General features: G+C 52.1%; 12 protein-coding genes and 1 pseudogene. 11 read left to right on the top strand and 2 right to left on the bottom strand.

Annotated features, from left to right (window positions below; translation table 11 throughout):
* Positions 1 to 37 precede the first annotated feature (37 nt).
* Positions 38 to 328: a hypothetical protein gene (locus ACGLHR_RS37090; RefSeq protein ID WP_400100250.1), complete on the top strand. Its 291-nt coding sequence runs from the start codon at positions 38 to 40 to the stop codon at positions 326 to 328.
* Between the two features lie 367 nt (positions 329 to 695).
* On the opposite strand, the gene ACGLHR_RS37085 is transcribed toward ACGLHR_RS37090, so the two are convergent.
* Together ACGLHR_RS37085 and ACGLHR_RS37080 are read right to left on the bottom strand one after the other, a co-directional pair.
* Complete coding sequence (locus tag ACGLHR_RS37085) at positions 696 to 1,181, bottom strand: hypothetical protein (protein ID WP_400100249.1); 486 nt, start codon at positions 1,179 to 1,181, stop codon at positions 696 to 698.
* Between the two features lie 348 nt (positions 1,182 to 1,529).
* Complete coding sequence (locus ACGLHR_RS37080; protein ID WP_400100247.1) at positions 1,530 to 1,871, bottom strand: hypothetical protein; 342 nt, start codon at positions 1,869 to 1,871, stop codon at positions 1,530 to 1,532.
* A 1,018-nt stretch (positions 1,872 to 2,889) separates the two neighbouring features.
* Between ACGLHR_RS37080 and ACGLHR_RS37075 the strand changes: the two genes are divergently transcribed.
* The 10 genes and pseudogenes from ACGLHR_RS37075 to ACGLHR_RS37030 all read left to right on the top strand — a co-directional run.
* On the top strand, positions 2,890 to 4,029 hold the full coding sequence (locus ACGLHR_RS37075; RefSeq protein WP_400100245.1) for a polysaccharide biosynthesis/export family protein: 1,140 nt from the start codon (positions 2,890 to 2,892) through the stop codon (positions 4,027 to 4,029).
* Between the two features lie 9 nt (positions 4,030 to 4,038).
* Complete coding sequence (locus ACGLHR_RS37070) at positions 4,039 to 4,506, top strand: low molecular weight protein-tyrosine-phosphatase (RefSeq protein WP_400100243.1); 468 nt, start codon at positions 4,039 to 4,041, stop codon at positions 4,504 to 4,506.
* A gap of 70 nt (positions 4,507 to 4,576) precedes the next feature.
* On the top strand, positions 4,577 to 6,811 hold the full coding sequence (locus ACGLHR_RS37065; RefSeq protein ID WP_400100241.1) for a polysaccharide biosynthesis tyrosine autokinase: 2,235 nt from the start codon (positions 4,577 to 4,579) through the stop codon (positions 6,809 to 6,811).
* An 84-nt stretch (positions 6,812 to 6,895) separates the two neighbouring features.
* On the top strand, positions 6,896 to 7,996 hold the full coding sequence (locus ACGLHR_RS37060) for a hypothetical protein (RefSeq protein ID WP_400100239.1): 1,101 nt from the start codon (positions 6,896 to 6,898) through the stop codon (positions 7,994 to 7,996).
* Positions 7,989 to 9,098: a glycosyltransferase gene (locus ACGLHR_RS37055; RefSeq protein ID WP_400100237.1), complete on the top strand. Its 1,110-nt coding sequence runs from the start codon at positions 7,989 to 7,991 to the stop codon at positions 9,096 to 9,098. Before ACGLHR_RS37060 ends, ACGLHR_RS37055 begins: the two co-directional genes overlap by 8 nt.
* A 25-nt stretch (positions 9,099 to 9,123) precedes the next feature.
* Positions 9,124 to 10,455, top strand: a complete 1,332-nt coding sequence (locus ACGLHR_RS37050) for a lipopolysaccharide biosynthesis protein (RefSeq protein ID WP_400100236.1) — start codon at positions 9,124 to 9,126, stop codon at positions 10,453 to 10,455.
* A 59-nt stretch (positions 10,456 to 10,514) separates the two neighbouring features.
* Positions 10,515 to 11,477, top strand: a complete 963-nt coding sequence (locus ACGLHR_RS37045) for a glycosyltransferase family 52 (protein ID WP_400100234.1) — start codon at positions 10,515 to 10,517, stop codon at positions 11,475 to 11,477.
* Positions 11,474 to 12,568 (top strand): glycosyltransferase family 4 protein, encoded by a 1,095-nt coding sequence (locus ACGLHR_RS37040; RefSeq protein ID WP_400100232.1) that lies wholly within the window; start codon positions 11,474 to 11,476, stop codon positions 12,566 to 12,568. Before ACGLHR_RS37045 ends, ACGLHR_RS37040 begins: the two co-directional genes overlap by 4 nt.
* Positions 12,569 to 12,589: 21 nt before the next feature.
* A complete protein-coding gene (locus ACGLHR_RS37035; RefSeq protein WP_400100230.1) occupies positions 12,590 to 13,753 on the top strand; it encodes a glycosyltransferase in 1,164 nt (387 codons plus the stop codon).
* A gap of 490 nt (positions 13,754 to 14,243) precedes the next feature.
* Positions 14,244 to 14,405: pseudogene (locus tag ACGLHR_RS37030) on the top strand (transposase); the annotation flags it as partial.
* Positions 14,406 to 14,484: the final 79 nt, after the last annotated feature.

Genomic DNA, 14,484 nt, shown 5'->3' with positions numbered 1-14,484 from the left:
CACGCACACCGGAACGCCACCGCGACGGAGGCTGCCCATGTGTAAGCACACCCGCTACGGCGTCACTGCCGAACATTCTGGCGCGGACATGTTCGTGACCGCCCATACCCCGTGCGAAAACCCGCTGAGCCTCGCCGGAGAAAAGGCGGCACAACTCTACGCACTACTGTTCATGACCCGCGACAGCGCCGCCGATGGAACATTCGGCGATCTGATCGCAGACATCCAGGGCCATCTGCTCTCACTAGCGGCCGGACTGGCGCACGAGACACTGGTGCTGAGCGAACTCGCGGCGCAGCATGAGAGGGAGGGGCGCGGCGACGCATAGCGCCTGGTCGGTCGTCAGTCGCTTCCATCGATGAGGGGGCAGGTGCCGTTCAGGGCGGAAACACAGTGCGCTGAGCAGACTGGGTTCCCGCCCGCTACCATCCTCGGACCCCCACCCACTTCCCCTGGCTGAACTGCGTCAGCCCATCCACGCATCGAAACTTATCTTCCAGGCGACCTCAAAACTGGGGACGTGTTGATTTCCCAGGAGCAGCATGGCGGGAACCTGTTCAGAAATTACAGAACGAGGGGCGGGAAGCAAGCTGCCGCGCAAAGGCTAGCCGCGGCCAAGCAGTGTGGTCGTTGGGGATATGGCGAGGATGTCGGGGCAGGGCGGCCTGGCCGCCCCCGGTTGCGCGCGTTGTAGCTCAGCCCACTTCAGATTCCTTGGCGGGCCCGCGGGCATTCCGGCGCTTGAGCGTCTCGCTGGCCACGGATTCCGACAGGAACTGCCACAAGGTGCGCACCCGGATAACCCCATCCCCCGGGCCATCGTGCGTCAGGCGGCGCGCCACCTCCTCCAGCTTGGCAAACATCTCCTGGCGAAGCTGCCCGCGCAGCGCCGCAACCTGCTCGGCCGGCACTACGACCTCGTCGCGGTTACCAAACCAGCGGCGCTCCGCAAGGAACAGCAGAGCCGCCAGCACCGCCGCGCCGGTCCCCACGTACTCAAAACCGTCGAGATGGAAACTGCTCGCCGCGAAGCACAGCACACCCACTACGGCCATCGCGATAAAGGCAGCGCGAAGCAAGACAAAGACTGGAGGATGCGAGACGTTGCGCGCCAGATCCCGGACGGCAGCGATTTCGTCCTGCTCCAGGACGTTGAGGACGTTGGTAGTCGAAACTTTCATTGTTTTACTGTCTTGTCTCGTTGTTTTAGCCGCGCAGGCTAGACCACGCCGCAAAAATCGCGCCCTTGCGTGGCCCCCTCGAACCCTGTAACCCGAGGAGAACACGGAAGTGTACACGCGTGCAGCAAGAGGCGCTTCGCGCGCTGAATCCGGCGGGACAGGCCGAAGCCGAGGAGATCAAGCCCGATTAACCCGATGGTAGCGCCTGAGAAAAGCCGGTCAATGCGCCGTTTGCCCTAGCCCGTCATCCTTTCGGGCTAGGTTCTGCCGTTCAGGACCGGGTATGCCTGGCGTCGGCAGACGCCATGATCAGGCGGGGGACAAGGCAGGGCAATAAGGGAATGCCAGTCAGAACGTGACGTCGGGGACTCTGGGCACCCGTTGCGTCCTGACATTGAAATGCGGCTCGCCGAAGGCCTCCAGCAAGCGAATGATCTCCCGGGCGGAATCCGCGCGCGTCGTGCGGATCTCGCTCAGCCGCCGGGGCGCCGCCGCGCCGCGCACTATATAGTGCCGCCGCACCGTCAGCACTGACTCACTCGGGGCCGGAATCAAGAAAGGGTGCGCGTTCTCGTCCTTGTAGCTGCCGTAAGCCCATCCCGACGGCGTCAGGTGCGCCTCGATCCAGGCCTCGCCCGACGCGAATGCCGCCGCATCGGCTTCCAAGTTAATCTCGATTGAATCCAGCATTTGCTTCTACCCTTCCAGGTGACAACCCGCATCCACGGATCATTCTGGTTAGGCGAGCCGATCGTCGGTACCCTGCATTGGTAGGCCCCATCCCTGCGCAGGGTAAGAATGTCTGGACAAAGGCATCACTGGCCAGGACGGTGCAGCCCTCTTGAAGGCGACAGCACATTCCTATCCCCCCCTAAGCGTGGCACCTACCTTAGCGGGGTAACCTCGATCGCCAAGCGCACCAATAATCCACCCTAGCAAGCGTGACCCCTTGCTAATTCCCGATAGGGTGTAGGCACTCCCCGCGCCTACACCCTTTTTTTTTGCGGGCATTGAGGTTGGTGATGGTCAAAAAAACGCAGCACGGATGCATCGCGACATGATGTTTTCAGGCTCGCCGAGCAGTCATCTTCTATTCTCCACGCAAGCACGAAATCGCATTGCTGGGGAAGTCCCCCGGAAGTTATTTGATCCCTCCCTTGGTGGGGAAGCGAAGCGCTGCGGGGTGCATGCGTGGCCGATGTGTGGCCGGTGCAATCGGACGATGAAAGAGCAGGCTTCATCTTCAAACCATTCCGAAACGCGAAAACAAAAAACCGCGAAAAACCCCCGGAAAAGCCGCAAAAGCCGCATAGCCCAATCGGGTGAAATCGTACCAACAGAGGCAGGATTCTCCATCATGAACACATACTGAATACTTCTGCATTACCCCCTTTAGAGGCATCCCTCCTTTTGTCGGGTCCACTCTTCAGTGGGGATAGAAAACACGGCAAAAACGGCCGGTTCGCCTTGAAGATCTACCCCTAGGAGCCATACACTTCGCCGGTCTTCGCGCAGTGATGCACTGCACGAGCAATGCGTGCAGGCATCAAGAAGTCATCGCCGCAAAGTTCATCTCCACCCTGCAGGCCAACGAAGCGGAAAGGCACCCAACGTGTGCCATGTTGGACAAGCGGATTCGTCGCAGCAATCCCCGCCGGGAGACGGCCAGGAGCGCGGACCTTTCGGGTATCAAGGGAATTATTCAGACGTGTTCAAGCCTTCTAGCCTTCCATCTTTCCGTAGAGCGTTGCTGTTGCTGGGGACGGTTCCACTGCTCGCATCCTGCGCACTAGCGCCGGGGATGCGCTTCGATCCGCTGCGTCCCCTTGATCCGGAAGATCCGAATTCGGTGCCCAAGGTCACGCAGATCACACCTGATCTGTTGCGAGCAATGAAGGCTTCCAGCAAGCCCGTGAATGAAGGCGTGGAAGAGATATTTGGCACGCCGCAGCCCTACAAAGTCGGCATCGGCGATATTCTGTCTGTCGTCGTATGGGATCACCCGGAACTGGTGTTTCCAACTCAGACCTATTCAATCGGATCGGCCTATGAGGCAGCGACCTTCGGTGGTGGAACCTTATCCGGCTATTTGGTGAGCCCAGATGGCGAGATCCAATTTCCATACGCTGGAGTGGTCAAGGTAGTTAACAAGACACCTAGCGAGATACGAGGTGATCTGAGCAAGCAACTCAAGGACGTCATCAATTTGCCGCAGATCACGGTACGGGTGCTCGGCTACCGAAGCAAGCGCGTCTACCTGGATGGCGAAGTGAAAACGCCGGGCCCCCAGACTATCGATGACGTGCCCATGACCTTGATTGAAGCGATCAACCGCAGCGGCGGTATCAACGTAGCTACTGGTGACAGCAGTAGCATCCGAGTCGCGCGCGGTGGCAAGAATTACTCCGTTAACCTGCCCGCGCTTCTGCAGCAGGGAATCGACCCAGCGAAAATTCTGCTTCGTAACGGCGATATCGTCCGTGTAGAACCGCGGGAGGACAGTAGGGTCTTCGTCACAGGCGAAGTACTCCGCCCATCAACAGTTCTACCTCGCAACGGGCGTCTGACCTTGAACGAAGCTCTTGGCGAAGCGGGTGGCGTTAACCCAATCTCCTCCGATGCCAAAGCGGTCTATGTCATTCGAAAGAGTGCCGACAACGACCCGCAGGTATTTCACTTGGACGGGAAGTCTCCTGTGGCAATGGCACTTGCGGAAAGCTTTGAACTGAAGCCAAAAGATGTAGTGTATGTAGATGCCGCTGGTGTAGTGCGCTGGAGCCGAGTGATAAATCAGCTGATTCCGAGCGGGAGTTTCCTTAACTCAACCGCTACGTCGGTGTCCCGTTGATTAATGCCAATGATCAAAAACTTGCTAGTTGTTTGCATCGGGAATATTTGCCGCAGCCCAATGGCGGAGGGGCTGCTCCGGGCGCGGCTTCCCGAAATAAATATAATTTCAGCTGGTATCTCTGCATTAGTTGGTCAGCCTGCCGAGTCCAGTGCGTGCGAATTGTTAAACGCTTCTGGCATAGACATAAGCGGTCACAAAGCACAGCAAATAGCAGGTTGGATGTGCGAGCAGGCTGATCTAATTTTGGTTATGGATCGAGAGCAGCGGAGATTCGTCGAGAGGTTGTTCCCTTCGATATCGGGAAAGGTATTCCGAATCGGTGAATACGGAAACTTCGATGTGGCAGACCCCTATAGGATGGGGAGTCATGCCTTTTCCGTTTCCTTATCGTCAATCGAGCGTGGAGTGCATGATTGGGTGCGCAGAATTGAAACCATTAATAATGTTACCACGGTGATGCATGGATCGCAGTAAATCTTCTGCACAAGATAGATTGCCAGTGCGATGAATTGCAGTAGCCTTGAATCAATTTGTGAAGATTTGAATGAATATAATCAGTCAGCAAACCTCAAGCAACATTGGCCACAATGAGATAGAACTTGGGGCCTATCTGGATAGCCTGGTAGCGAATCGGTGGCTGATCGGCATCCTCACAGCTGTTTCGCTTGCGCTTGGTGGCCTTTACACCATTGTTGCTACGCCTATTTACCAAGCCGACATTATGTTGCAAGTTGAGGACAATTCTGAGGCGGCAACAGGAAACCTAGTTGCAAACGTTTCGTCTCTATTTGAGACAAAATCGGTCACAGCCGGAGAAATAGAAATAATACGCTCAAGACTCGTCGTCGCGCGCGCAGTAGACAATCTGAAGCTCTACATCAGTGTAACTCCGCAATATTTTCCAGTTGTAGGTCGGTGGATTGCTAAACAACGGCATAGTGTATCGCGATCGGGCTTCTTCGAGATGGGGGGCTTTGCCTGGGGGCCGGAGGCTGCGAGTGTTGCAAAGTTTGATGTCCCAAACGTCATGGAAGGCAAGCCATTCACGCTGACGGTGCTGCCTGCTAACCGCTATCGGCTAACCGGCCCTGACGCCGACATGAAATTTGAGGGGCGCGTGGGGCAAGCAGAACTGTTCCCAACCGCCTCCGGTGAAGTGCAGCTCACTGTGACGTCGTTGAAAGGCGAGCCAGGTGTCAATTTTGTGGTGGTTCGGCATTCGCGTCTCGGAGTCATTGAGCAAATTCAGAGTAGCCTGAAAATCCTAGAGAAAGGTAAGCAGCAATCCGGCGTTATTGGGGCTACGCTTGAGGGCGCAAATCCTGCGGCGATTAGTCTGATTCTGAACGAGATTGGTGGCGAATACGTACAGCAAAATATCGAGCGAAAATCCGCCGAGGCTGCAAAATCACTCGAGTTCCTCGATGTACAGCTTCCCAAGATGAAAACTGCATTGGAGCGTGCCGAGCAAAGTTACACGACGTTGCGAAAGGAGCGCGGTTCAGTTGATGTGAGCGGCGAAGCGAAACTGGCCCTTCAACTGTCCGTAGAGGCACAAAGTCAGTTGTTCGCGCTCAAGCAGAAGCGAGAAGAGCTGGTGAAGCGCTTTGCATCGTCCCATCCTAGCCTGCTTACGGTCGACGAACAGATAAGTGCGTTGCAGGAACAAATCGCTAGCGCCGATAAACGGATAAGGCAATTGCCAACGCTAGAGCAGGATATTGTGCGCAAAGAACGCGATGTTCGCGTTAGCAACGATTTATACATTGCGATGTTGCAGAGTGCTCAGCAATTGAGTCTGATTAAGGCGGGTAAGGTCGGCAATGTGCGCGTCGTCGATGCCGCAGTAACGCCTCAAGTGCCAATCAAACCTATCCGCCCATTAGTATTGGTAATTTCTGGAGTTGCCGGCTTGATCGTGGGTATTGCAGCTGCCTTTGCAAGAAATATGCTGTTTGGTGGGATTACTGACCCGCACGAGATCGAGCAGTACACGGGATTAAGCGTCTACGCGACAATTCCATTCTCCGACCAGCAGAAGGAGTTAGCAAAGCAGATCCACGCGAAGGGGAAGAATATCTTAGTGTTGGCGCAGACACATCCGCATGAACCAGCAATTGAAAGTCTACGCAGCTTTCGTACGGCATTGCAGTTCGCAATGCTTGAAGCACGGAACAATATTGTGATCCTAACGGGCCCATCGCCGGGCGTCGGCAAGTCGTTTGTGTCTGCGAACTTCGCTGTGGTGATGGCATCGGCGGGTAAGCGAGTGCTCTTGATCGACGCCGACGTACGCAAAGGCTATCTCAATCAGTACTTCGGATTGGGGCGTGACAAAGGCTTGTCCGAGCTGATCGTCGGCACGACCGACCTAGAATCCGCGATACACAAGTTGCCCATTGCGAATCTGGAATTCATGTCGACTGGCAGCCTACCTCCTAACCCCGCTGAATTACTATTGAATCCGCGTGTAAGCGAGTTACTGGAAGAATTGTCACGGCAATACGACTACATTGTTCTGGATACGCCACCGGTACTGGCTGCGGCCGATGCCGCGATTCTCGCGCCCCTTGCCGGAGCAGCATTCTTGGTGGCGCTAGCTGACACAACAAAGGCTGGCGAAATCGTTGAAGCGTCGCGTCGGCTTGGGCAGAGCGGAGTTCAAGTGAAGGGGGTGCTCTTCAATGGCGTCAAACCACACTCGGGCCGCTATGGCTATGGAGCAAAATACGGCTCCTACCGCTATATAGCGTATCAATACGAACCCAACAAAGGCTGACCGTCGACGACTACTCCCATCTGGGATGAAACGTCGAAAGGTCACAGCCTAGTGGAAACTTGCTATAAGGAAATTCATCGAATCATGAGTGTCGACGTCGCGGCATATCGAGCCAGTGCCATTCGATTTAATAATGCCAAGATTATTAATGGGCTTCTCGTCTCGTGGCTGGTTGTCTGTGTCTGTTTTTCTGCTTTCAACAGGGATTTGTTGCCGCGAAAGTATTTCTACGATAGTGGACACATTGCGTCGTTATTTGGGCGATTTAATGGTTTCATTATCGGTGATTCCTATTCAAATACCGCGTTATTCTACGATTTATTTTTGCTGGCCGGTAACGAGCGCATTGCAGCAATCATTACCATTATTATTTTTTCTATTTTTTCCATAAAATGTTTTTCTGCCCCGACACGAGTAGACCTGGGTGGTCTTCATAATGTCCTGATATTTTTCTTTTCATGCCTTGTCGGGGCTATCTACCTAGCGCAGTATTCCAAAGAGTCACTAGTTATGCTAGTGGCTTTTCTGTTTTTCTTGCTGTCGAATTCTAGAAGACAGCAGGTGCTGTGGTTCGTTTTGGTTTGCGCGTACGCAGCTTATTTTAGAACATACTGGTTCTTGGTTTTGCTTTTGTATTTTTATTATAGAATTGCATTTAAAATAAGTCGTAGCATTTCATTTGTATTATTAAGTATCGTCGTTGCATTTCTGGCGCTTTCGATTATATTTCACGGCGTACTTGGCATCGATCTTGCATATTATCGCTATTCGGTGAATGAGGTGCGAGAATATGACGTAGATGCGCAGACTATGATTAAACCATTATTGCCAATCGGGAATCCGGTGCTGGAATGGGCAAATGGGGTGATTCAGTTCTTCTTGATGTTCTTTCCGTTCCCGCTATTAACGGGAAATATCCAATATTTTATATTCTTCCTGGTGACATCCTCTCTAGGTGTTCGGCTATTTTTGGTGATTAAATCATCGATTGCAGCTAGGTATTTGTCTAAGCCCACGAGAGAGAATCGCTGTCTGGCACTGATCGTTGCGTTCGTGACAATTCAGAGTATTTTCGAACCAGATTATGGGTCGTATATAAAACATCTAACGCCTATGCTGCCGCTAGTACTTTATTGCTTTTGCTGGCATCAGCAATGGCAAACGCCAAGGGAAATACATGCGTAAAATTCTTCACCTCACTGAGGCGTTGGCTGGTGGTGTACTGCATAGCATCGCACTTTTGGCAAACGAACAGGTTCGCGCAGGGCACAGTGTCACCCTCCTTCACTCCCTCCGGCCCGACACCCCGGACGAAGAAATTCTACGGCAGCTTTTCGATCCTCAGGTTAGGCGCGTCATCATTCATATGCGCAGTGAAATCGGGCCCATGGATCTGAAATCATTGACGATTCTTTTGGGATTTTTTACTCGCGGAAAATATGATGCAATTCACTGCCATTCTTCTAAAGCAGGAGCACTAGGACGCATTGCAGCATTATTAACATTCCAGATCGGAAAGACTTGCTACTCTCCGCATGGATTCTCGTTTCTCCGCCGGGACGTCTCCTCGCGAAAGCGCATGGCCTTTCTTTGGATTGAGCGCCTACTCCATTCCCTAGGGGGAAAGATTAGTGCTTGCTCGGCGACAGAGCGTGATTATGCTAAAATTTATCTAAAGAAAAGACATACATACTTGCTGGAGAATGCCATAGATTTAGACACTATCCCGGAAAAAACTCCTGAGCAAAGAATGGGTGATGAGGCTGTCATTATCGCGATTTCCGGACGAGTGACCTACGCCAAAGCCCCGTGGCGATTCGCTGAGGTCGCTAGAAAGTTGTCATGCGAAGGGAACACGCGCTTCATGTGGCTCGGCGACGGCGATGCAACTTTAAAAAAAGAGTGGATCGGAGATAGCCCGGTGGAAGTAAGTGGTTGGCTGAATAAAGCGCGGTTGATGCAAGCCTTGGCGGGGAGCGATATTTTTTTGTTTACTTCTCTTTGGGAAGGCTTACCGATTGCGTTGATCGAAGCTCAGGCCATTGGAATTCCGGCAGTCGTAACCAACATCGTTGGCAACAAGGATATTGTAGTTCACGGCGAAACCGGCTTTTTGGCCGACTCCGAAGAAGAGATACTGATCTACACAAAAAAGCTTGCTGAGGATGCTGGCCTTCGCCGCCGTATGGGACATGCTGCGCGTCAGCATGCGCTGCGTAGGTTTAACAAAAACAAGCTTTTAGAGACGTCTTTCTCAATATATTTTGGCGCCGAGAAAGCAAGCTGATCTCGATAATCGTATCTGGCTAACGATGAACAACGCCGCCTTTTCTCTGATAAAGAGAGCGATAGCAGGGAGGGCATTAGTCTCTCTGATGAGTAACGCAGCAATATATTCTGTCTCGAATATATTAAATGGGCTATTGCCGTTCCTGCTTCTGCCAATCCTTACGCGGGCGTTATCGCCGCAAGAATATGGTGTTATTGCCATGTTCAACACTCTGCTGGGAATTCTTGCGGCGTTTACAGGATTGAGTGTCCAAGGAGCAGTAAACTCGCGTTATGCAAGTAGAGACAATGTTGACTTCTCCAATTACGTTGGTGCCAGTCTTTGGGTATTGGGTGTAAGTACATCGGTCACTGCCGCATTGGTCGCGCTAGTGGCTCCGGAGTTGAGTAAATGGATTGCCGTTTCTCCGTTCTGGCTGTTATCTGCGGTCGCTGTATCTTGTGCTAGTTTTGTCTCTCAGATTCGGCTGGGAGTATGGTTAATGGAGCGTAAGCCGATTCAGTATGGCGTCTTCCAGGTAAGCCTAAGCGGTGTAAATTGTCTGCTATCTCTGACACTTGTGCTTTGGGTCGAGCGAAGCGCGGAAGGGCGCCTGTGGGGGCAATCCCTGTCTACGCTCCTTTATGGCGCCCTGGCCCTTGTATCGTTGATGCGCGGCGGCTGGATTGATATGCGTTTAAATACTAACTACATGCGTGAGATATTTCGATACGGCATTCCATTAGTACCGCACGCATTGGGCGGATTTCTATTGGCCCTTGCGGATCGATTCGTCGCAAATGAAAGGCTAGGCTTACAGGCCGCGGGTGTCTATATGGTGGCTGCGCAACTTGGAATGGCAATGGCTATGATTGCTGATGCATTTAACAAGGCGTTTGTCCCTTGGCTTTTTGAGAACCTTACGGCGAGCGGTCCCCGACAGAAGCAATTGATAGTACGTGGAACCTGGGGCTATTTTATTTGCGCCTTGATTGTGGCAGGGGGTATAGCCGCGTGTGCACCGCAGATTATCTTGATTTGTGCTGGGCCGGCATATGGGGATGCAGCTGGTGCGCTGGGATGGATTGCGTTAGGGCAGGCGTTTGGTGGTATGTACTTGATGGTAACCAACTATATCTTTTTTACTAGGAAGACCATGCGGCTTGGAGTCTATACGCTAGCAGCGGGTGCTATAGGCGTCGGCTCGTCGTGGTGGTTGGCTCCCAGCATGGGCGTGGCAGGGATCGGGGTTGGATTTGCTCTTGGTATGGCTGCGAAATTCCTTTTGACTTGGCGCCTCGCTCAGCGGGTTTACCCGATGCCGTGGTTTCCCTGGTGTAAAAAGTCACGCACAGTTGGCGTGAACGATGCCTGAGAGGGCGGCAGGTAATTTTTCAAAATTGGGCGTAACGCGATGAAGAATGAGGCCTCTTGATGTTGATACTATGTTGTACCCCGCTGCAGACGCTGATAGCCAAAGCGATGGTTGAGGCTAGAGGAGTTTCCGCATTCAAGCTGATTTATTATACCTGGATCGATAACGCGAAGCACCGACATTACTATGATTTACTATCGCGTCTGGCTGTAGATTGTGTCTATATAAAACTAGATTCGCGATTTCCTGAGCATTTCGAACGTTTTCGTCAGGCGTTCAGAGATCTAAAGATTCAGGATGAAGAAAGCATTGCATTCGCCTGTATCGATAATTTTTATATTCAGTATGCCATAAACCGGTATCGATTTGCTACGATTCTGACATTTGATGATGGGACCGCAAACATTGTAAGGGAGAGTGTGTATCACAAGCCTATGCGGCGCTCATGGCCTCGACGTGTCGTGGAACGCGTATTGCGCGGTGCAGTTGATCAATTGTGGATACGAGAAAGTGTGGCCGCACACTACACTATTTATCCAGGATTCGAAAACATAGTTGATGCCACGCGACTGGTTTCGGTGCCTCTTTTCAAAGAGGTAATGGGTAGAAGCAGGCGCCTAAATAAAGAGAGCATTCGAATTTTTCTTGGGCAACCAGTTTCAGATTTCCGAGATGATGGTTTGCTGGTGCAGTATACGAATCTATTGAATGCGCTGAGCGTGGACGAGTATCTGCCTCACCCGCGGGAATATGATTTAAAAGACATCAATAACGCAAAAATGACGAATTTAATTGCGGAGCAATATATCGCAGAAAAGCTTATGGAGTACGCTGAGGTTTCCGTCTACTCCATTGGTAGTACTGCGTTGTTGAATGTCGAACATCCCAGGCTCAAGAAGATAATCATTACATATAAAAATGCTCCTCATATTCTGAATTCAATGCAGCCGCTCTTTGAGAAAAGGGGGTGCTACTTTATGCCAGCGCCGAATCCTGTCGACGAATTAGAAGTTGAGCTATGAAGAAAGTTCTCTTTGTGACTGGAAGTCAAGGTCTGTCTGGCGGAACCGAGCGTGCTTGCGCGAATATTGTCAATAGGCTCAGCCGGAGCGGTCAATATGAAGTCGCTGTGCTCAGCGCCGCGAACGGAAATCGGAGTTTCTTTGAAACCGACCCCAGAGTTGAGCTAAGGGAAATCTACTCGAATAGCGGAAGCCTACAATTGCGCGCAGTGGGCTTTATTCTAAGGCTACGCACGTTCATAAAAGAGTATCGTCCTGACATTGTCGTCATCGTCGAGTCATTTTTGGCGGCTTTTGTGTTACCTGCATGCTTTGCCCTGTCCGTTAAAACGATCAATTGGGAACACTTTGGCGCTGATGTTTCGCTGGGGACGCCACTTAGGCGGATTGCGCGGCATCTCGCCGCGAGATATAGCAATCATGTAGTCGTCCTTACAGAGGCAGACCGTCGCAGATGGCTAGAGAAATATAAAATAAGGGAAGGCAGGATTTCCGTGATCCGGAACATGAATCCACTGCACCACAGCAGGGAAGGGAGAGAGGATCAGGGCGAGAGAATGAAAACTGTTCTTGCCGTTGGAAGATTGGTTCGGGAAAAAGGCTATGACCTCTTGCTGAATGCTTGGGGACGGATCGAGACGGAGTATCGCATTGGCTGGAGACTTCGCCTAGTAGGTGACGGCCCTCTTAGGAGTGAACTCGAGGAATTAGCGCTGCGATTAGGTATATTGGAAGAGATAGAATTTGCTGGTCGGAGAGCGGATGTTGCCAATGAATACAAATTAGCCAGTATATTTGCTTTGTCCTCGAGGTTTGAGGGCTTCGGTTTAGTAATAGTGGAGGCAATGACGTTTGGTTTGCCCGTGGTCTCGTTCAATTGTCCGGACGGGCCCGGTGAGTTAATAGAGCATCAGGTGTCCGGAGTATTGGTTAAGCATCTTGATATAGATGGCATGGCTGATGCACTTGCTTTCCTAATGACTTCACCCGGAGTTCGTGAGGTAATTGGGTTGCGCGGCCAAGCAAATGTAGGACGGTTTGCGCCGGACGATGTGGCGCGCGAATGGTTGACTCTGCTAGCATCTACGTGAGAAGAAATCGTAAAGGCGAAATTGATTATTGAGGATAAAATGTCGAGTAAAAATGCGTTGTTTCTGCTACCTGATCTCCAAGGAGGGGGGGCGGAGAGGGTGACGCTCAATGTGGTTAGTGGTATCGCTGCTAGAAGCGGCCACGCCGGAATTTGCATGCTTGGTAGGGTTATCATTGCACACAAAATGCCGGGAAATTTAACTTTAGACAAAGAATTGCTGCATCCAAAATCGGTGGTTCAACCCAAGACATCAAGGATCAGATTAGTTAGGTTGTTGAGGCAAGTTGTTGCTTGTAAGGTAATTGTTGGTGCCCTCGAGATTAAAACGCATCTCGTAGCAGTTTGTCTGGGTTTTGTATTTCGTCGACCGATACTGCTATGGTTACACAAAGATTTGAGAGTATTCCTCGCTAGAAAGGGCTTGATTGCACGGTACGTGTATAAAACACTATTTAGCATAAACTTGTACTTCTCGCATAAAATAGTTGTCGTAAGTGTCGGGGCTGCGAATAGCCTTGCAGGGGTTTTCCCTGGGCAGATAAAAAAAATTATTTGTATTCATAATCCGGTTGACTTTCCCGAGACGGAGGACGACGAAGGAGCGGGGAGGCATCCATGGTTGAACGGCGAGTTCATTTTGGGAGTCGGGAGGCTCGTTTGGGAAAAAGGATTCGATGTGTTGATCGAGTCTTTCTTCATCATTTCAGATAACTTTCCGGAGTTAAAGTTGGTTATATTGGGTGAGGGTGAGATGCGCCTAGATTTAGAACGGAAAATAGAAAGATTGGGGCTAACTGATCGAGTGTTACTTCCCGGATTCTGGCCTCCAAGCGAAGCAATGGCGCGTGCAAAGGTGGTAGTGATGTCTTCGCGATCCGAAGGCCTACCCACTGTACTAATTGAGGCGCTGCATCGTGGTTCGCGGATAGTTTCAACCGATTGTCCCTCGGGGCCAATGGAGGTTCTCTGTGCCGGTAAGTTCGGGACGCTGGTTCCGGTAGATGAGCCAGCTGAACTTGCAAGAGGTATTGTAGACATGCTGGTTTCCGACGATAACGAGAGATCATGCTCAGCGCGCCGAGCGCGTGCCATGGATTTTTCTTCGGAAGAAATTATTCCACAATGGATGGAGCTCATTTCTTCGATTGCAGAAGTTCGAGCGTCAGATAGCTGTGCGAAATAGTGCCTTGGGAAACACTGATTTATTCAGTGCAACAGTCATTGTTAGGTGGCTTGTAAGCGTTGCCAGGTATGTGCCAGAGAGATGATTGGAGATGAAGCGATAGATGCGGATGAGAACTCGGCCTTGCTTGTGACTGATGGCAGCGGCACCCTGTTCACTATACGCGCCATCTCGAGTTCGCAGTCGGCCCTGCAGAATCCCGTGAAGCTGCGCCAGGCAAGGGCTTGGGGTTTCTGAGAGGACCGTAGAACTCCCTGAATCGGTATCATCTGATTCACTTTCCGGGAGTTTTCGAGGCGAATCGATGAGTACACCGGACTTCTTTCGTAGCCGCCTGGAGGCCATGGCCGACCTGCGCCACCCGCTGGCGATATTGGCCAAGCGCATGCCATGGGACGCGATTGAAGCGAGCTTGGTACCGGTCCCCCCGCGTCATAATGGTTGTCGCCCCGATTGAATCAAAACCCGGGGGCGAGGATGAAGGACGAGAGTGGCCAGGTACGGAAAAGAATTCAAGGACAGGGCTGTGGCGCGCGTGCTGCCGCCCGAGAGCGCATCGCCGGAAGACGTTGGGCGCGAGATCGGCGTGGGTGTGGATACGCTTGAGCGTTGGCGCAGTGAATCGCTGTCCAGGCCCACTCGCGAGCGGGCCTGCCCGAGTTCGACAGTTTGAGCCCGATTTTCGGCATTTCTGACCGTCGCCCCTAGCACTGGCGCGGCTTCCAGGGTCG

The organism is Cupriavidus sp. CuC1, from assembly GCF_044627735.1.
In the GTDB taxonomy this organism is placed as follows: domain Bacteria; phylum Pseudomonadota; class Gammaproteobacteria; order Burkholderiales; family Burkholderiaceae; genus Cupriavidus; species Cupriavidus ulmosensis.
This window is presented reverse-complemented; position numbering and strand designations above follow the sequence as displayed.